Source organism: Cohaesibacter marisflavi (assembly GCF_900115225.1).
In the GTDB taxonomy this organism is placed as follows: domain Bacteria; phylum Pseudomonadota; class Alphaproteobacteria; order Rhizobiales; family Cohaesibacteraceae; genus Cohaesibacter; species Cohaesibacter marisflavi.
This window is the reverse complement of sequence record NZ_FOVR01000014.1, coordinates 47,256-64,948: the sequence shown is the minus strand read 5'-3', so window position 1 is coordinate 64,948 and position 17,693 is coordinate 47,256. Positions and strand designations below refer to the sequence as shown.

Annotated in this window: 14 protein-coding genes; 10 read left to right on the top strand and 4 right to left on the bottom strand. The window is 54.9% G+C overall.

Annotated elements, in window-relative coordinates; genetic code table 11:
- Positions 1-64: 64 nt before the first annotated feature.
- A complete protein-coding gene (locus tag BM258_RS20225) occupies positions 65-1,792 on the top strand; it encodes a sensor domain-containing diguanylate cyclase (RefSeq protein WP_175528183.1) in 1,728 nt (575 codons plus the stop codon).
- A gap of 67 nt (positions 1,793-1,859) precedes the next feature.
- On the opposite strand, the gene BM258_RS20220 is transcribed toward BM258_RS20225, so the two are convergent.
- Positions 1,860-3,809, bottom strand: coding sequence for a glycoside hydrolase family 127 protein (locus BM258_RS20220; RefSeq protein WP_244544793.1), 1,950 nt, complete (start codon positions 3,807-3,809; stop codon positions 1,860-1,862).
- 380 nt (positions 3,810-4,189) lie between these two features.
- Between BM258_RS20220 and BM258_RS20215 the strand changes: the two genes are divergently transcribed.
- The 9 genes from BM258_RS20215 to BM258_RS20175 all read left to right on the top strand — a co-directional run bounded on the left by BM258_RS20215 (position 4,190) and on the right by BM258_RS20175 (position 15,520).
- Positions 4,190-4,918 (top strand): FadR/GntR family transcriptional regulator, encoded by a 729-nt coding sequence (locus tag BM258_RS20215; protein ID WP_090075046.1) that lies wholly within the window; start codon positions 4,190-4,192, stop codon positions 4,916-4,918.
- Positions 4,915-6,075, top strand: coding sequence for a PLP-dependent transferase (locus BM258_RS20210; RefSeq protein WP_090075045.1), 1,161 nt, complete (start codon positions 4,915-4,917; stop codon positions 6,073-6,075). Before BM258_RS20215 ends, BM258_RS20210 begins: the two co-directional genes overlap by 4 nt.
- 175 nt (positions 6,076-6,250) lie before the next feature.
- Entirely contained in the window at positions 6,251-8,020 is a 1,770-nt protein-coding gene (locus tag BM258_RS20205) for an ABC transporter substrate-binding protein (protein WP_244544792.1), read from the top strand.
- Between the two features lie 149 nt (positions 8,021-8,169).
- Positions 8,170-10,047, top strand: a complete 1,878-nt coding sequence (locus tag BM258_RS20200) for an ABC transporter ATP-binding protein (RefSeq protein ID WP_090075044.1) — start codon at positions 8,170-8,172, stop codon at positions 10,045-10,047.
- Entirely contained in the window at positions 10,044-11,066 is a 1,023-nt protein-coding gene (locus BM258_RS20195; protein WP_090075043.1) for an ABC transporter permease, read from the top strand. The genes BM258_RS20200 and BM258_RS20195 overlap by 4 nt, the downstream gene beginning before the upstream one ends.
- Entirely contained in the window at positions 11,063-12,016 is a 954-nt protein-coding gene (locus tag BM258_RS20190; protein WP_090075042.1) for an ABC transporter permease, read from the top strand. The genes BM258_RS20195 and BM258_RS20190 overlap by 4 nt, the downstream gene beginning before the upstream one ends.
- A gap of 53 nt (positions 12,017-12,069) precedes the next feature.
- Positions 12,070-13,881, top strand: a complete 1,812-nt coding sequence (locus tag BM258_RS20185; protein ID WP_090075041.1) for an aminopeptidase P family protein — start codon at positions 12,070-12,072, stop codon at positions 13,879-13,881.
- 191 nt (positions 13,882-14,072) lie between these two features.
- Positions 14,073-14,651, top strand: coding sequence for a cytochrome b (locus BM258_RS20180; protein WP_342029363.1), 579 nt, complete (start codon positions 14,073-14,075; stop codon positions 14,649-14,651).
- A gap of 17 nt (positions 14,652-14,668) precedes the next feature.
- On the top strand, positions 14,669-15,520 hold the full coding sequence (locus tag BM258_RS20175) for a RibD family protein (protein WP_244544791.1): 852 nt from the start codon (positions 14,669-14,671) through the stop codon (positions 15,518-15,520).
- Here the strand turns inward: BM258_RS20175 and BM258_RS20170 are convergent.
- The 3 genes from BM258_RS20170 to BM258_RS20160 are packed head-to-tail and all read right to left on the bottom strand — an operon-like array spanning position 15,440 to position 17,681.
- Entirely contained in the window at positions 15,440-16,234 is a 795-nt protein-coding gene (locus BM258_RS20170; protein WP_090075039.1) for a class I SAM-dependent methyltransferase, read from the bottom strand. The genes BM258_RS20175 and BM258_RS20170 overlap by 81 nt on opposite strands.
- The gene (locus tag BM258_RS20165; protein WP_244544790.1) at positions 16,231-17,286 is read right to left on the bottom strand and encodes a glycosyltransferase family 4 protein; all 1,056 of its coding nucleotides are present in this window, start codon (positions 17,284-17,286) and stop codon (positions 16,231-16,233) included. Before BM258_RS20165 ends, BM258_RS20170 begins: the two co-directional genes overlap by 4 nt.
- Positions 17,283-17,681 carry a 6-pyruvoyl trahydropterin synthase family protein gene (locus tag BM258_RS20160; RefSeq protein WP_090075038.1) on the bottom strand — a complete coding sequence of 133 codons (399 nt, stop codon included), beginning with the start codon at positions 17,679-17,681 and terminating at the stop codon, positions 17,283-17,285. Before BM258_RS20160 ends, BM258_RS20165 begins: the two co-directional genes overlap by 4 nt.
- Between the last annotated feature and the right edge of the window lie 12 nt (positions 17,682-17,693).

Sequence of the window (17,693 nt, the reverse complement as noted above, 5' to 3'; positions counted from 1 at the left end):
TAAACGCATGAAATGTCTAAATATACTATATAGAAGTAGTGATGATTTGGACGTTTTACTACAAATGGTTGCAGATGTGCCTCGTGACCAGATACTCATCCAGGTTTACGCCGGTGGATGCGGGCGCGACTCTCTGCAGAGCCTGCAGGCTGTTCTGGTGAATGCCTTTCCCGGCGTGGCCATTCTGGGGGCGACGACCGAAGGCGAGATACTGGGAAAGACCACCTCGCAAAATACGATTGTCCTCAGTCTGTCTGTTTTTGAAGACACCAAGGTCAAGACACTTTATGCCGATGATAGCAAGCCAGAGGCGACGCACCGATTTGCCAAGGAGATCAGCGCTCAGGGGGCAACTGCTGCCATTCTGTTTCGCTGTGGTGCTACGGATGGCCATTTGCAGCGCAGCCTTGATTTTATTCAGGCCATCGGAGTTGAGAATCCCGGTCTTGTGCTTGCCGGAGGGCAGGCTGGCGTCGGGGATGAATATATTGATACCTTTGTCTTTACCGAGCATTTTCTTTCCAGCCATGGCTCTGTGATTGCAACCCTGGCAGGCCCCGATCTACACGCGGAAAGCCTGCGGATAGATGGTTGGGAGCAGATCGGCAGAGAAATGCAGATCACCAGAGCTGAAGGGGAGCGGGTTTATGAAATTGATGAACGCAGTGTCATCGATACCTACAAGCATTATCTCGGGGTCGATATCGATCTGGCAAAATTGCAAAATCCGACGCTGGAATTTCCCCTGACCTGTGTTCGGGACGGCATCTTGATGAAAAATGTGCCGGTTACCTATCATCCAGATGGTGCGATCGAGTTTCTGTTTCCCTTCAAGGAAGGTGAAAAGATCAAGTTCAGCTTTTGCGACATTTCCAAACTGCATCAGGATCTCAAGCAGATGCAGAGCCGCGTTGCGACCCTGAAGCCGGACGCCATCTTCTTTTTTTCCTGCTCCGGACGAAAAATGATCCTTGGCAACAAGATTTCCGATGAGACGCAGGGCTTTAGTCATCTATGCGACAGCACGGGCTTTTTTACCTCATCGGAATTCTACTCCGGAGGCAACCATTCCAGTGTTTCGCTGATCCAGAATATGACCATGCTGGTCTTGTCGGAAGGCAGTAAAAAGGAAAAACCGGTGCAATGGGGCGTGCCTGCCCAACAGCATTCCGAAGAAGAGCTGCAGTCCATCAAGACACTCAAGATTCTGACCAACCTGATCTCTGCCACGTCGCGCGAACTGGAGGAATCCAATCGGGCCTTGTATGAAATGGCGGTTCTGGACAGCATGACTGGGTTGCTCAACCGCCGTTCCTTTGATGTGATGATGAAAAGCGAGCTGCGCCGCCATGTGCGCTCTTTGGAGCCGATGTCGCTGCTTCTGATCGATATCGACTATTTCAAGCAATATAACGATCTTTATGGCCATGTGGCGGGGGACGATTGTCTTGAAAAGGTTGGCGCCATTGTCCGGGATACCCTTCTGCGCACGTCAGACATGGCTTTCCGCTATGGTGGAGAGGAAATGTGTTGTCTGCTGCCCGCCACTGATTTCAGCGGTGCACGCCATCTGGTTGGTCGCTTGCAAGAGAATGTGAAAGCGGCTGGAATTGCGCATGAACGCTCAGATATTTCTTCCCAACTGACCGTCAGCATTGGTTTCATGACCTATCATTTCAGGGGCAAAAGCCTGCCTGATGAAGATACGGTCATTCAGGCCTGTGACAAGATGCTTTATGCGGCAAAGCAGGGAGGCAGGAACAAGGCTGTTGGTGGAGAGCTGACCCTTTGAGTCACGCTTGACGAGGCCTGCTCCTGCTCTCTTGGTGAATATTTTTTCTTATTTCGGATTGATCGGTTCAGGCTTCTTCCTGCAGCCAGACCATCATGCCCCCTTTTTGCCTGTTGGCCCACAGATGATAGGGAATGGCTGTCAATGTGGTCTCCATCATGCGCGCCTTGCTTTTTGAATAAAGCCCGTTGCCCCAGTTTGTTTCGTCTGCTGCCAAGGCATCGCATGTCAGAACTATTGCGCCGCCCAGAAGGTCTTCTGCGAATGAGGCCTTGAAAGCAGCTTCGGCGGGCAAACGCAGGCGCTGGGGTGGAAAGCCCAGATCAGCTTCTTCGGCGCAATAGACAAGTGGTCCGCGCTTGATGGCAACGCGGCCAAAATCTTCCGAAACATCGGGATGGGCATAGAGCCGTACGGTGGGCATGGGCAAAATCAGTCGGATTTCATCGCCTCTCTGCCACCGGCGGGTCAGGTTGGCATAGCCCTTGATTGTGACATCTGAAAGATTGATGGCCTCTCCATTTACTTCGATGCTTGCCTTGTCGCACCAGCCGGGGATGCGCAGATGCACCGTAAAGTCCAAGGATTCGTCGAGATCAAGGCTGAGGCGGATATCGCCATCCCAGGGGTAGGCGGTTTTCTGCGTGATGCGCACAGGCCGCTCACTCAGCATAATGTCGGCTTTACTGGCGGCGTAGAGATGAACGGCCACTGCGTCGTCGGTGCTGCTATAGACATACCCTCCCAGCGAGGCGATGAAGCGGGCGATATTGGTGGGACAACAGGGGCAGTAGTGCCATTTCCAGCGCCGGTGCTGGCCATGGCTTTCGAGCACATTCTCGTAGAAATAATGCTCCCCATCCCGCGCGATGCCAGATAGGGCGCCATTATAGGCGATCAGCTCGAGGATATCGGTATAGCGGGAATCAAGATCAATCTGGGCCATGCGGCTCACCCAGAAACCTAGGGCGATGGCCGCGCATGTTTCCGCATAGGCGGTTTCGTTGGGTAGATCAAAATCCCGCGTAAAGCCTTCATTGTCGCCCGAAGAGCCGATGCCACCTGTGACATAGAGCAGCTTGGATGTCATGTGCGCAAACAACTTTTCCAGCGCGATCCAGAGTGTGGGGTCTTTGGTTTCGAAGGCCAGATCAGCCATGGCGCTGAAGAGATAGGTGGCACGCACAGCGTGACCTTCCACTTCTTCCTGCGCGCGCACGGGTTTGTGCGCCTGAGAATAGGCATAGGTCTTGTAGACATAGTCATCGGGATTTTCGCCGCGTTTACGGGCTTCTTCATCAAAATAGGATGGCATCTGCCCGCGCTCATCGACGAAATAACGGGCCAGTTGCAGATGTCTGTCCTCTCCGGTCAGCCGATAAAGTTTCATCAATGCCAATTCCACTTCGGCATGGGCGTCATAGCCCTTGAGCTTGCCATCTTCGGTGCCAAATTGGGTGATGATGTGATCCACGGCCTTGAGCATGATGTCCAGAAAGGCCCGTTTGTCGGTGGCCTCAAAATAGGCGATCGCTCCCTCAAGCAGATGTCCCATCGAATACATTTCATGCAGGTCGCGCAGGTTGGTCCAGCGCTTTTCCGGCTCGCGGCGGATAAACCATGAATTGAGATAGCCATCGGGCATCTGGCCTTCGCTTAGCTTTGCGACAATATCATCTATTTTGGCTTCGATGTCGGGATTGCGCTGATATTTGAGCATGTAGCTGGCCGCTTCGATCCATTTGCCAAAGTCGCTATCGAAAAAATGCTGCATCGACAGGCCTGAAGGCTGGATGGGGCGGGCGAGGGGCGCTGGAGGGCTCTTGAAGTCGAGAACCTCGAGGAATTTCTCTTCTTCAAGACGCTTATATTGGGTCGGGATGGTGATATCACGCACTATATCTTGCCAGCTCTTCCAGAAGCCTTCGGTGAAATGCACATGAGCATGATCTATCGGTTGGAAGCGTTTGGCCTGGCGGGAGAAAGGGGCGTCCATATCCGGGCTGTCTTGTTTCATGAGAACATTCCTTCGCAGTCATCTGGTTCCTGTGCATCGTGCCGTTCAGCTTAGCGCAGAACAGAATTATGTCTACACGCTGTCGACAATTAGTATTCAATGCGTTGTAATTGGAGAGAAGAGGGCGGCTGGTGGTCTCTGCCAGATCCGCGAAAAGCTTTGAAACAGTCGCGTTAACCTGATGAAATTTAGACCTAAATGAGGGCTGGAAAACTCTCTGAGATCTGACATCAAGAGCTGGGACAACCAGTGCCAGACACAGCATTTCAGGGCGTGGTTGGTCGTAAAAGTCACAAAATACTGCATTTGAGAGGGTTAAAGAGGACAAGTTATCCCCAGTTTCCTTCTCTTCAAATTGGTCAGACCTATTACCAAAGAGAATTGCATTGAAAGACAGGAAAAAGCGCGTCGCGGGGTTGAAGCCGCTTCCCCAGCAGGGGCGTAGCGAGCAGGTGATCAAGGCTTTGGCCAAGTTCATCACACGGCAAAAGATGGTGCCGGGTGATCGCTTGCCGCCTGAGCGGGATCTGGCCGAGGCGTTGGGCGTGGCGCGAACCAGCGTGCGGGAAGCGGTCAGCCAATTGGCAGCTTTGGGCATCTTGGAACCACGTATCGGCTCGGGCACGTTTTTACTGCGTAAGATTACATCCGATACCGTTTATATGCCGCTTTCTCTGGATACTGATGGGCTTGAAGACCTGCTGCTGAAGGCGCTGGAAGTGCGACGCGGTATCGAGGTGGAAGCGTCGATCGCGGCCGCCAAGCGGCGCACCGAAGAAGACATCGAGCGGATGGAAGCCGCGCTTATCCATATGGAAAGCCTGTTCAAGCCCGAAGGGGGCAGCGGCCCGGCGGATCTTGCATTTCACCTGTCCATTTATGATGCCGCTCATAACCCGCTGTTTCGCCAGCTTCTGGAGCAATTTCGCGATCTGTTCGAGCGCTTCTGGACACGTCCCTATGGGCGGCCGGACTTTGCCTCCAATTCCTTTCCCTATCACCGGACCCTTTTTGAAGCGATCCGTGATCAAGATCCTCACAGAGCCGAACAGGAGACCCGAAAGCTCCTCAATTCGGTAGAAGATGACATCAGGATGATGAAACCATGACCTCATGCGTGGAACGGGCACAGTTGATCCTTGCCCATGACGAGCATAATCCGCAGGACGCTGTTGTTCCGCCCATTGTGCAGACTTCTCTCTTCACCTTTAGCAGCTATGAAGAGATGGTGGCCACCTACAGGGGAGATCTTGAGCGACCGGTCTATAGTCGCGGTCTCAATCCCACGGTTCGGGCGCTTGAAGAGAAGATTGCCTCTCTGGAAATGGCCGATGATGCGATTGCCTTTGCCTCAGGCATGGCTGCCATTTCGGCATCCATTCTCTCGAATGTGGCTCCGGGGGACAGAATCGTGGTGGTGCGTAATGTCTATCCGGATGCTTTCCGCCTGTTCGGAACCTATATCAAGCGCATGCAAATCGAAGTGACCTATGTTGATGGCACAGATCATGCTGCCGTGGAGGCAGCTCTTGTTGGTGCGCGGCTGTTCTATATAGAAAGCCCAACAAGCTGGGTTATGGAAGCGCTGGATGTGGGTGCTCTTGCGGCTATGGCCAAAAAGCAAGGCGTGTTCAGCGTGATTGACAATAGCTGGGCCACGCCGATCTTTCAGAACCCGCTCGAGCTGGGCGTTGATCTGGTGGTGCATTCCGCTTCGAAATATATCGGCGGGCACAGCGATGTGGTTGCTGGTGTCGTTGCTGGATCGAAAGAGACTATCGCTCGCATTCGGGGTGAGATCTATCCCTATCTGGGCGGGCGCATTGCGCCCATGGATGCGTGGTTGCTGCTTCGCGGTCTGCGCACTTTGCCGCAACGCGTAATGGCCCATCAGGAAAGTGCGCTAGAGCTCGCTCGCCGCCTGTGTGAGCGGGATGAGGTGGTCAAGGTCTATCATCCCGGCCTTGCGCCTCTGCCTTACGGGCTGAAGGGAACAACGGGCCTCTTTTCCATTTTGCTGGCGGATCATGTCGACATGCGTAGCTTCTGCAACGCACTCGAGCTGTTCAAGCTTGGTGTCAGCTGGGGTGGGCATGAAAGCCTCATTGTGCCGGGTGATGTCGGGCTGCAACAGAAATCGGAACCCAATTCGGCGCGCGCCTTCGGGCAATCGCCACAATCGGTGCGTCTGCATGTCGGTCTGGAAGGAACCGAGGCTCTCTGGCGCGACCTTTCGGAGGCACTGGGGACTGCTTCCAAATCCTAAATCTATCTCCCTTGGTAAAAATGCCGAGAGAAACGGCGGGATTTCAACTTTGCCTCTATCATATGTCGACAATTATAATACAAAATATTGACGTATGATTATTCAATGATAATACTATGAAAATACAAACTATAAAAACACACCTTTCCATCGATCATCTTCAGAGGAGAAACTGATGTCTCAGTTCAAAATGAAGACTTGTGGCCTGTCGGGCACCATCGCCCGGACACTGCTCTGTGGTGTTGCTGCCGCAGCTACGCTTTCTATTGGTCTTGACGCCAATGCTGCCCCTCAAAAGGGCGGCACGCTCAAGGTTGTCGGCACTGCCGACATTGACCGGTTTGATCCCACCAGCGCCGGTCTGGTTACCACCAACAACTTTCTGCGCCCGACCCAGCGTACGCTGATCAGCTATGACTCTTCAACGGACGAAACGGTGCGAATCACGCCGGTTGGCGATCTGGCAACCGAAGTGCCTCAACCAAGCGCAGACGGCCTTTCCTACACGTTCACAATCCGTGATGGAGCCACCTGGAACACACCTGATGGTGCCCGTCAGATCTCGTCGGAAGATGTCGAGCGCGGTATCAAACGCATGTGCAATCCGGCGCTTGGGTCTTTTGCCCTGACCTATTACACCTCGCTCATCGAGGGGATGGACAGCTTCTGCGAAGGCTTCTCCAAGGTCGACCCGACTGTCGACGCCATGAAGGCCTATATTCAGGAAAATGATATCTCCGGCATCACCGAAGAAGATGACAAGACCGTCACCTTCAAGTTGAAGGAAGAAGCGGGCGATTTCATTTATATGCTGTCTCTGCCAAGCGCCACACCGGCGCCGGTGGAAGTGCTCGACTATATGCCGGATAGCCCGGATTATCGCGACAATTATATTGCGTCCGGCCCTTACACCCCGACCGATTATGTGCCCGATAGCAAGCTGGTGCTGGAGCGCAATCCGTCATGGAATGCTGAAAGCGATCCGCTGCGCGCAGCCTATGTCGACAAGATTGACATCACCTTCGGTTTGCAGGCCGATGCTGCTATTCAGCAGCTTCAGGCAGGTGACGCCGATGTGGTTTGGGACATCATTATTCCACCAGCTATTCTGCAGATGCTGACGATGACCGGCGATGAAAAGCTCTCCACCATGGGGGTTGGCCGTACGTCCTTCATCTTCATCAATACGGTATCCGGCAATAATGATGGAGCCCTCAAGGACCTCAAGGTCCGTCAGGCTCTCAACTATGCTGTCGACAGGGCCGCCATTGTCCAGCAGATGGGCGGACCGGCTGTGGCTGCTCCTCAGCATGGTATCTTCGGCCCGGGTGTGTTGGGCTATCATGACTTTGATCTCTATCCTTCTGAAGAGTCCAAGGGCGATCCGGAAAAGGCCAAAGCCCTGCTCGCTGAAGCCGGATATCCCGATGGCATCACCCTCAAGATGCCCTACCGCAACTCGGGCATTCTACCTGCTGTCGCCCAGACCGTTCAGGCTGCCATGGCGAAAGCCGGTATCACATTGGAACTGACGCCTGTCGCTCCGGCTGACTATTATTCCAAATTCATGACCAACCAGCGCAACACCGAGGAAGGCACCTGGGATATTGCTCCGGTTGGCTGGTCTCCGGACTGGGTTGGCGGGGCTGCCCGTTCTGTCTTCCAGCCACAATTCACCTATGACGGCAACCACCAGACCTACAATTACACCGACTATAACAATGCGGATGCAACGGCTCTGGCGAAAAAGGCCATCAATGCGACCACGCCGGAAGAGACGGCCAAATTGTGGGGTGAAGTGGACGAAATGGTCATGAAGGACGCTCCGGTCGTTCCCATGGTTAGCGAAAATATCGTCCTGTATCACGGCGAAGCGGTTCAGAATTTCCAGCCATATGCGCTGAGTGCGCAGGGTGACTACACCAACGTGTGGCTGGATCGCTAAGGCGTTTCCTTTCTTCATCAAGGATGATCCGGCTGCTGTCCTTGCTGCCGGATCATCCGCGCTGTTCAAGTCTGCCGTCTGTTGCTGGCGGTAGGCCTTGATGCCTTGCTTCAGGATCAATCCAACAGACGAACGGAAAGCTGCCGGTCATGCCGTTAATCGAAGCGCACAATGTTACGATCCGAATTCCCACCGAGGACGGGGTCATCTATGCTGCCAATTCCATTTCCTTCTCGGTGGAAGCCGGAGAGGTTTTTGGCATTGCGGGGGAATCCGGCTCTGGCAAGAGCGTGCTGATGCAGGCAATTACGGGTCTGTTGCCCGGAGCCGAAATTACGGGGGAGGTGCTGTTTCAGGGGCAGGATCTTTTGAAAATGTCGCAAAAGGAGCTGCAGGACCTGAGAGGCTCCCATATCGGCATGGTCTTTCAGGATCCCCTCTCCAGCTTGCACCCCTATTTCACCATCGGGTCGCAGATCACCGAGATGATCCATACCCACCGCAAGATCAGCGCCGAAGAAGCGCGCGCACTTACGGTGGACATGCTCGAAAAGGTTGGCATTGAGGATGCAGAGAGCCGGTTTGATGATTATCCGCACCAGTTTTCCGGTGGTATGCGCCAGCGCGTGATGATTGCCATGGCGCTTGTGTTGCATCCGCCGTTGATCATCGCAGATGAACCCACGACCGCCCTCGATGTGACGGTTCAGGTGCAGATCATGGATCTGCTTGATGAGATGCGCCGCACCTTTGGCACAACGGTCATCATGATTACCCATGATTTGGGGCTGCTCGCCAATATCGCCGATCATGCCATGGTGATGTATGCGGGTACGCGCCTTGAAATTGGCGCAACTGAAAGTCTGTTTTCCAATCCGGCCCACCCCTATACGCTGGGTCTGCTCAAATCATCGCCCTCATCGCAGGAGACCGGCGGCAAAAGTCTGGAGCCGATCCAGGGCAACCCGCCAAGCCTGCTTGATCGGCCCAGAGCCTGCATTTTCGCCGAGCGCTGCCCTCAGGTTCAGAACCAATGCCGCAGCGCGCGCCCGCCTCTGCAAAAATATGATGACGGGGCCGAAGCGCTTTGCCATTTCAGCGCTCACGATACGCAGGCCATGACCGTAGACACAGGCCTGCAAAAGTCAGCCAGCAAGCGGCCGATTGTTGTGGATGTGCAGGATGTGAGGCTCACCTTCCATGCCAAGAGCATGTTTGGCAAAAAGCGTAGCACCGAGGTGCTCAAGGGCATCAATCTGCAGATTCACAAGGGGGAAACCTTTGGCCTTGTTGGAGAATCCGGCTGTGGTAAATCCACCCTTGCCCGCGTGATTGCGGGCCTCATTCCGGCCAGTGCTGGCGAAGTGACACTGGACGGGGTGCCCATTCTATCTGTCACCGGACAACGTTGGCGGCAAATGCGGCGCCATGTGCAGCTGGTGTTTCAGGATCCGGTCGGCTCGCTCAATCCGCGGCGGCGCATTGGCGCGATCATTGGCGATCCGTTTCGCATTCACGATGTTGCCCATGGGGCCGAGCAGAAAAAGAAGGTTCAGGAGCTGATGGAAATGGTCGGGCTGAACCCCGAGCATTATAACCGCTTCCCTTCGGAATTTTCCGGCGGTCAGCGCCAGCGCATCGGCATTGCACGGGCTTTGGCCCTCAAGCCGTCTCTCATCATCTTTGATGAGCCTGTCTCGGCGCTTGATGTTTCCATTCAGGCCCAGATTCTCAATCTCATGCAAGAGCTGCAAAGAGACCTCAACCTGACCTATCTCTTTATCAGCCACGACTTGTCTGTCGTGCGCCATGTCTGTGACAAGATCGCAGTGATGGATGCGGGCCAGATTGTGGAGTTGAACCAGTCCGACAAGCTTTTTGCCGAGCCGACCCATCCCTTCACCCGAAAATTGCTGGACGCCATTCAGGATCCGCCACCCTTGCAGGAGAGTAGCGCCAGAAAACTGGTTGAGACCGAGCCGGCGGCGGCAGTGTTCGATGGTGCCGTGATGGAGGCCTCCCTATGACGCAGATCAATGAGACCAAGCCAGTTGAAACCAACGCTTCCAAAGCCTCTGAAAAGGTGGTGCAGCGGAGCTCCTTTGCTCTGACAATGCGCAGGATCCTCAAAGATCCAGCCCTGCTGACAGCCGTTGTCTTCATTGTCATTCTGTCCCTTATTGCCATTTTCTCCCCTCTGGTTGCTTATTGGACCGGCCATGACCCAAATGCCCAGTTCCGCGAAACGGGCATGTCGCCCTTCGGCTTGCCGGTTGGTCCCAACGGGGAATTCTTGCTGGGGGCGGATCAATTGGGGCGCGATGTTCTGGTTCGCCTGGCCTATGGTGCGCGTATTTCTCTCGCGGTCGGGGTTCTAGCCGCCTTTGCGTCGGCGGTGATCGGGATCACAATCGGGATGATTTCAGGCTTTTTCGGCGGCTGGGTCGATGTTGTGCTTGGCCGTGTGATGGATCTGGTGATGAGCGTACCGTTCCTGCTCTGCGCTCTTGCGCTGGTGTCGGTCTTCGGGCCCTCGCTGACCCTGTCTATCGGCGTGATCGTCTTTTTCAGTTGGACAACAATGGGGCGTGTGATCCGGGCCGAAACTGCTTCGCTCACCAAACGGGAGTTCATCGAGGCTAGTCGTAGTCTGGGCGCCAGCCCGCTGTCGATCCTCTTGCGCGATATCCTGCCCAATCTGTCGGTGCCGATTATTGTCTATACCACCATGATGATCCCCAGCTCGATCGTTTTTGAAGCAACGTTGAGCTTTTTGGGGCTTGGTATCACGCCGCCCACAGCGAGCTGGGGCGGCATGCTTGCCGACGCCGGGGCCAACTCGGTTTATCTGGTTGCCTGGTGGCTTGTTGTGTTCCCCGGTCTGGCGCTGCTCATGTCGACGCTGGCCTTCAATATTCTGGGTGATGGGCTGCGCGATGCGCTTGATCCAAAGGGGCGTCGCATCAAACCACGCAAGAAAAAGGGAAATACCCTGTTTGGCTGGTTGGCCAAGGGGAAGGCGTCTGAGGGAGGCACGCACCAATGATCCGATATTTTATGCAACGCTTGCTGTTTGCCTGTCTGGTGCTGGTTTCCTTGTCCGTGTTTGTCTTCTTCCTGTTTTTTGTCGCGCCGGGCGATCCGGCCCGAGTGGTGGCAGGCGACAAGGCAACAGAAGCCCAGCTTGAGCAGATCCGAGAAAATCTGGGTCTGGACCGACCGATCATCGTGCAATATGGCAGCTTCGTCAGCAAAGCCATTCAAGGGGATCTTGGCTATTCCTATCGCAATCAGCAGCCGGTTCTGGATCTCATCACCCGCCGTATTCCGGCGACCGTGTCCCTTGTGATCGGCGGGGTGATTGTCTGGCTGGCTATCGGCATTCCCATAGGGGTCATGTCGGCGCGCAATGCAGGCAGCAAAAAGGACAGGCTCGGGCAGACTTTCATTCTGATCGGGCTCAGTTTTCCCACCTTCGTGCTCGGCATGTTGTCGCTTTACTGTCTCTATTTTCTGCCGCGAAAAGCGGGCTTCATGCTCTTCCCTGCGGGCGGCTACAAGCCTTTTCTTGATAACCCTGCCGACTGGGCCTGGCACTTGGTGTTGCCCTGGACCACGCTGGCGCTGGTAACGGCTGCCATCTATGCGCGTCTGACGCGCGGCCAGCTTTTGCAGGTTTTGGGCGAGGACTATATTCGCACCGCCCGCGCCAAGGGGATCTCTGAAGGCAAGGTCATCTACAAACATGCCATGCGGGCCACTCTCACACCGCTGATTACCCAGTTGGGAGCAGATATCGCCTTTCTGCTTGGTGGTTCCATCGTCATTGAACAGGTTTACGGCTTGCAAGGCGTGGGGGCGTTGGCTGTGCAGGCGGTGGCTAATCAGGACCGGCCCATCATCATCGGTGTGGTGATGCTGGGTGGTTTGTTCATCGTGATGGCCAATATCATCGTTGACCTTCTCTACACCCTGCTGGACCCGCGCATGCGGTAGCCCTTCGGGGGGGGCTATGCGCCCAATACCAGACTTGTAACAGGAGGCTATCCATGAGCTCTGATAAAACCGTTTATCTGCCTGCCGATCGTCTTGGCGCGTTGCGTCTATGGATGGTTGACCAGAAGGTGGATGCCTATCTCGTGACCAGCGCAGATGCGCACCAGAGCGAGGATTGCCCGGAGCATGATCGTTGCCTTTTTTGGCTCAGCGGCTTTTCCGGATCACTCGGGCGGGCTTTGGTGTTGCAGCAAGAGGCCGTTCTGTTTGTTGACGGGCGTTATCAGGTGCAGGCGAGCAAGCAGATTGATCCGGCCTTATGGCATATTGCCCATCTGCATCAGACCCCGCCGGAAAAATGGATTGCGACACAGGGTGAGCATTCCGCCTTGCGGATCGGATATGATCCGATGCTCTGGTCTGTTGATCAGGCTGATGCACTGCGGGCCTCCTTGAAGACTTGTGGCCCGGAGCTGATCCCGCTCGATGATCCCTTCAGTGCCATTTGGGTTGATCGGCCTGCCTCTCCCGTGGGGAAGGTGCGGGCAATGCCGGAGAGGCTGAGTGGGCTTTCATTTGGCGAAAAGCTTGCCCAGATTCGCGAAGAGCTCCATGCCGATCAGATCGAGCTTTGGGTCGAAAGTCGCCCGGATGAAATCGCCTGGCTGCTTAACCGTCGCGGCAGCGATGTTCCCATGCATCCGGTTCCCTTGTCTTTTGCAATCATTCCGTCAAAAGGTGCGGTGAGCTGGTTCATTGAGCCGCAAAAAATAGCCGGTGATGGCATGGAGGGTCTTGACGTCAAACCGTTCGCCCCGGCGGAGTTTCTTTCTCGCCTCAGTAAGGAGGCTGAAGGCAAACGGGTCGGCTTTGATCCCATGTTTGCGCCCGATGCCGTGAAGGCCTCTGCGGAAAGTGCTGGCGCCACGCTCGTTCCGCGTAGCAACCCCATCATGATCCGCAAGGCCCGCAAAACCGAAGCCGAACTGAAAGGGTATCGCGATGCACATCATGCCGATGGCATCGCTTGGGTGGAATATTGCCATTGGCTCAGTGTTGAAGTGCCAAAGCGTGCTGCCGCAGGCAATCCTGTCACCGAATGTGAGGCGGGCGATAAAATCAACCAGTTCCGACAGGCTGTTTCAGGCTACCTAGAACCCAGCTTCAAGCCGATTTCTGCGGTCGGCCCGAATGCCGCCATGTGCCATTACAATCCCACGCCGGGCCGGGATGCGCCGCTTTTGCCGGGGTCCCTCTATTTGCTTGATTGCGGCGGACAATATGAAAGCGGCACCACGGATGCGACCCGCACCTTTGCCTTCGGGGGCTGTCCTGAAGCATTGAAACCGGCTGCAACGGCGGTGTTGCGTGGCTTCCTCTCTCTGTCCATGGCGACGTTTCCCGAGGGCACCTTTCCGCACCAGCTTGATGCGCTGGCCCGTATGCATCTCTGGCAGCTCGGGCTTGATTATGATCACGGCACGGGACACGGGGTTGGCCATAATTTGCTGGTGCATGAATATCCTCATCGCCTTGGTAAATTGCCGAACTGTTTCGGGCTTGAGCCAGGCAACATCATGACGATTGAGCCGGGTTATTATCTTGAGGATGGTTTTGGCTTGAGGGTCGAAAATCAGGTCGAAGTCATCGCCGAAGAGAGCGGCTTTTGCTCGTTCCGCCCTCTGACACTTGTGCCCATTGATCTGGCGCTTTTCTCTCTGGATAGGCTGACACAAGAAGAGGTGATCTGGCTGGATGCCTATCATGTCCGCGTGAGGGAGGCTCTGATGGACGGCCTTAGCCCTCAATGTCGCCGCTGGCTTGACCATGCGACAAAGGCAATTGCGGCCCGAGGCCGGGAGTAACCCGCAAGGGGGTGGCCAATTCAATGGGAGACCAACCGCATTCTCTAGCCAATTTGAGGCGAGAGGCCCCAAAAGCCATGCTGTAGACCGATTGCTGCGTGTCGAGCGAACCTTTTGCTCCGCTAAAGGAACCAACATGTAAATAAACCTTGTTGGCTTGATCTTTTGCCGCATGAATGCGGGAGGCGGAATTGCAGGATACGGACACAGAAACGCATTTGCTTTTGCAAAGCATGCAACCAGTTCACAAGCAGGTAAAGACTGAATGCTACCCGGCGACTTCGCGCCTTTTGCATTGGGGTGTCGCACTATTGGTGTTGGCTACGTGGCCACTCGGATTTGTCATTCACCTTATCAAGAATGAAGCTGCCATGACCTTCTACATGCTGCATGAAGGCTTCGGTTTTCTGGTGTTGTGGCTGATGCTTTTGCGCGTTGGCAACAAGTTGCTCACGCGCAGTCCTCAAACGGAAGGACATCGTCTCGAACAGATCGCCGCCCAGACGGTGCATGGCCTGCTTTATCTGCTTTTGATCGTGATGCCCGTCAGCGGCTTTTTGGCAACCAATGCGCATGGCTTTCCATTGCAATGGTTCGGTGTGATCGAGATCTGGAGCCCGATTGGCAAATCTCCCGATATCGCCGGATTTCTATCCGGAATCCACTTCTGGAGTGCATGGTTACTGCTTGGGTTGTTTGCTCTGCATATGGGGGCAGTGCTGATGCATCATGTCATCAAAAGGGACTTTACGCTGTACAAGATACTCTGACAAAGGGGGCTTTTGTTTTGGCTATTCAATCGATCGAGATGACAAGCAAAGCATGGGACGGCGTTTTGGCCTTGCGACAAGGTCGGATCGACGAAACCAAGCCCTGCGGCGCCGTTTTCGAGCTTTACGGAACCCTTGCTCAAAAGACAGGGCCATTTGTTCTTGCGCAAGTGGGACAATCTCTGGATGGACGGGTTGCAACGCCAACAGGGGATGCGCGGGACATATCCGGACCAGATGGCCTTGCTCATTTGCACCGGTGCCGGGCTCTGGTCGATGCCGTCATCGTGGGTGAGAACACCGTCACGACCGACAATCCGCGCCTCTCTGTGCGCATCGTCAAGGGGGGCGATCCGGTCCGCGTCGTCATTGACTGCCATGCAAGGCTTTCCGGAGAGGAAGGCATTTTTCATGATGGGGGAACACCTGTGATCTTGTTCCAGTCCGTGGCGGCCAGACCCAGACATTTGCCTAACACGGAAGTGATCAGCCTTGTGCCTGAAGCTGGCACAGGGCTTCGGCCAGAGGAGATATTAAAGGAGCTGGCTGCACGTGGCTATGCGCGTATTCTGGTGGAAGGCGGAGCCAAAACCATTGCCCGCTTTGTTGATGCCGGTCTGGTCGATCACCTTCACGTGGCTGTTTCTCCGATCATCATCGGGTCTGGCCCAACGGGCATAAGTCTTCCGCCGATCGAAAAGCTCTCAGCTGCTCATCGACCCGATACGAAGGTCTTCAATCTGGGAAGCGATATCCTGTTTGATTGCCGGTTTTCGCCTCAAAGCCTTTCAGATAGGCAGAGCGATGAGATCAGTGTGCCCCACGGTGCAAAGGCTTCCCGCCTTTTCAATGGCATCAAGACGGTATGACAGCCAGTCTTTGACTGAACCCGCCTCTAGTGTGCCCATCTGCCTGATGGGCTCCGGAAACCCCTGCAGAAATGCTCTCTGCAAGTCTTTATGCTGCGCAGAAATGTGCCATGGGCTCGGCTTTGTCTTTACAAGATAATTATTCTCGCGCAACAGTTCTGCGAGATAGACGCTTGCCTCAGGCCCCAAAGCGTCACCAAATCCCTTATCTGTGCGCTGATGGCGATTGAACAGCGCGATAATCTCGCTATCAAGCGGATGGGAATGCGACCAGTGCGTGGTCCCAACATAATTAAGCGCCGCATATAGACCACAGCGTTTGCGCTTCAACATGTCGGTCAATTTCTCGCAGAAGGCTGGTGACGCCAGGTCAAAGAAAGCGGATGCAGTGATAATCGTACTTTCTTTCATTGGTAGTTGGTCCAGATCACCGAGGTCGAACTGATGGAAAGAAACGGATTTTGATGAGCCAATCTGCTCTTTTGCAGTAGCCAACAATTCTGCATCATAATCCAGCAGCAACCAATCCATCTCGCTGGGCAAATGCGGCGCAAGCGCGCGCCAGGTGGATCCCGTTCCGCAGCCGATATCTATGATAGTGGAGAGATGCTTCTGGCTGATATGGTTCGATAAATCCGTTATCAAGGATCGATCGCGGGCGGCCCTGTCGGCCGGTTCGCGCAGGGCAAGCCATTCCTTGTCAAATCCGCTCATCGAAGGGTCTCCAGTCTTTTCGAGATGATTTGGGCGCTGTCTGCCCAACCGGGAAGCCCTCTACTTGCTTCTCTAGCGGCGGCTGCCATTTTCTTTCGTAAGGTAGGGCTTTCAAGCAAGGCGCGCAGAGCGGATGCAAAGGCTTCCGTGTCATCAATGGGCACGAGATGACCTGCTCCTGCTGGCACGACTTCGGGAATGGCGCCTGCCTTGCACGCAACAATGGGTAGGCCATATGAAAGGGCTTCCGCAAAGACCATTCCATAGCCCTCATACCGGCTGGCAAGGGCAAAGATATGCGCTTTTGAAAGGATTTTGCTGGTATCCTCTATTTCTCCTACAAGCCTGATCCTGTCACCGAGGTTGGAGGTGTGGATCAGGTCTTCGAGCGCCATTGCTGTTTGCGGCGCCAATCTTTTGCTGCCAACAATGGTTGCCTGCCATGGGAGATCTCCCACCTCTTTTAGAGAGGCAATGAGGATGTCGTGTCCCTTGCGTGGTATCAGCGATCCGATCGAGACGATGTGGGCAAGAGTGCCGTTGCCAGTAGCACATGGGGCCGGATCTGTGCCGGGCAGGGCGATGGTGATTTTATCTTCGGCTACAGTATAGTGCGCGATCAGTTCGCGCCTCGTGTTGGGGGATGTCACGATGACATGGCGGCAGAAAGCGAGGGCTCTTTTCTCCAGCCGTAATAACCTGTCATGCTCGTCTGCATTCAGCCCTGTCTCCAGCGCCAACGGGTGGTGGACCAGTGCAACGATTGTGAGGCGGTCGGCCTCTTTTGACGCCCAGTCGCCCATTATGCCGAAGGCCAGTCCATCGATGATAACGAGCGCATCATCGGGCAAGGCCGAAAGCTTGTCTTCCGCTTCTCTTCTGGTTTGAAGTAAGGGCGCGGGAAAGCCTTCCCCCAGCGCCAAACGGTTGATCGTCCAGCCGGATGCGTCAAGCTCTGCAAGGATCCGGCGATCATAGCCATAGCCGCCGGTCTTGAGGTCAAGATTGCCGGGGTAGGCAAAGGTTAGCGTGCCGATGATGGACTGGTTCAAAGATCCGCCTCATACCAGCCTTTGGCCACATGGGATTCGTGCAAGGTGACCCTGATCTTGCAAATTCTGCGGCTGCCGGGGCCAAATCTTTCTTCATGCACGGCAGTGGCGAGCTGGTCGAAGATATATTTGGCGATCACTTCAGTCGTCGAGATTTTATGTCTGAAAACTTCAATCTCATCCAGATTTTGGTAATTGAGAGGATTGAGCACATCGTTGAGAGCTGTGGTTGCTTCGCCGATGTCGACGGCAAGGCCGTCACTATCAACATCGCGCGTAAAGAAGGTCGCATCAACAACAAAGGTGGCTCCATGTATGCCTTGTGCGGGCCCGAATACTGGGCGGGGCAAACTGTGGGCGATCATGATGTGATCGCGAACTTCAACGGCAAACATAGGCGAGCTCCT

Coding starts and splice junctions, on each gene's coding strand:
- BM258_RS20225 (WP_175528183.1), top strand. CDS start 65: ATGGTTGCAGATGTGCCTCGTGACCAGATACTCATCCAGGTTTACGCC.
- BM258_RS20160 (WP_090075038.1), bottom strand. CDS start 17,681: ATGTTTGCCGTTGAAGTTCGCGATCACATCATGATCGCCCACAGTTTG.
- BM258_RS20170 (WP_090075039.1), bottom strand. CDS start 16,234: ATGAGCGGATTTGACAAGGAATGGCTTGCCCTGCGCGAACCGGCCGAC.
- BM258_RS20185 (WP_090075041.1), top strand. CDS start 12,070: ATGAGCTCTGATAAAACCGTTTATCTGCCTGCCGATCGTCTTGGCGCG.
- BM258_RS20205 (WP_244544792.1), top strand. CDS start 6,251: ATGTCTCAGTTCAAAATGAAGACTTGTGGCCTGTCGGGCACCATCGCC.
- BM258_RS20195 (WP_090075043.1), top strand. CDS start 10,044: ATGACGCAGATCAATGAGACCAAGCCAGTTGAAACCAACGCTTCCAAA.
- BM258_RS20190 (WP_090075042.1), top strand. CDS start 11,063: ATGATCCGATATTTTATGCAACGCTTGCTGTTTGCCTGTCTGGTGCTG.
- BM258_RS20200 (WP_090075044.1), top strand. CDS start 8,170: ATGCCGTTAATCGAAGCGCACAATGTTACGATCCGAATTCCCACCGAG.
- BM258_RS20210 (WP_090075045.1), top strand. CDS start 4,915: ATGACCTCATGCGTGGAACGGGCACAGTTGATCCTTGCCCATGACGAG.
- BM258_RS20220 (WP_244544793.1), bottom strand. CDS start 3,809: ATGAAACAAGACAGCCCGGATATGGACGCCCCTTTCTCCCGCCAGGCC.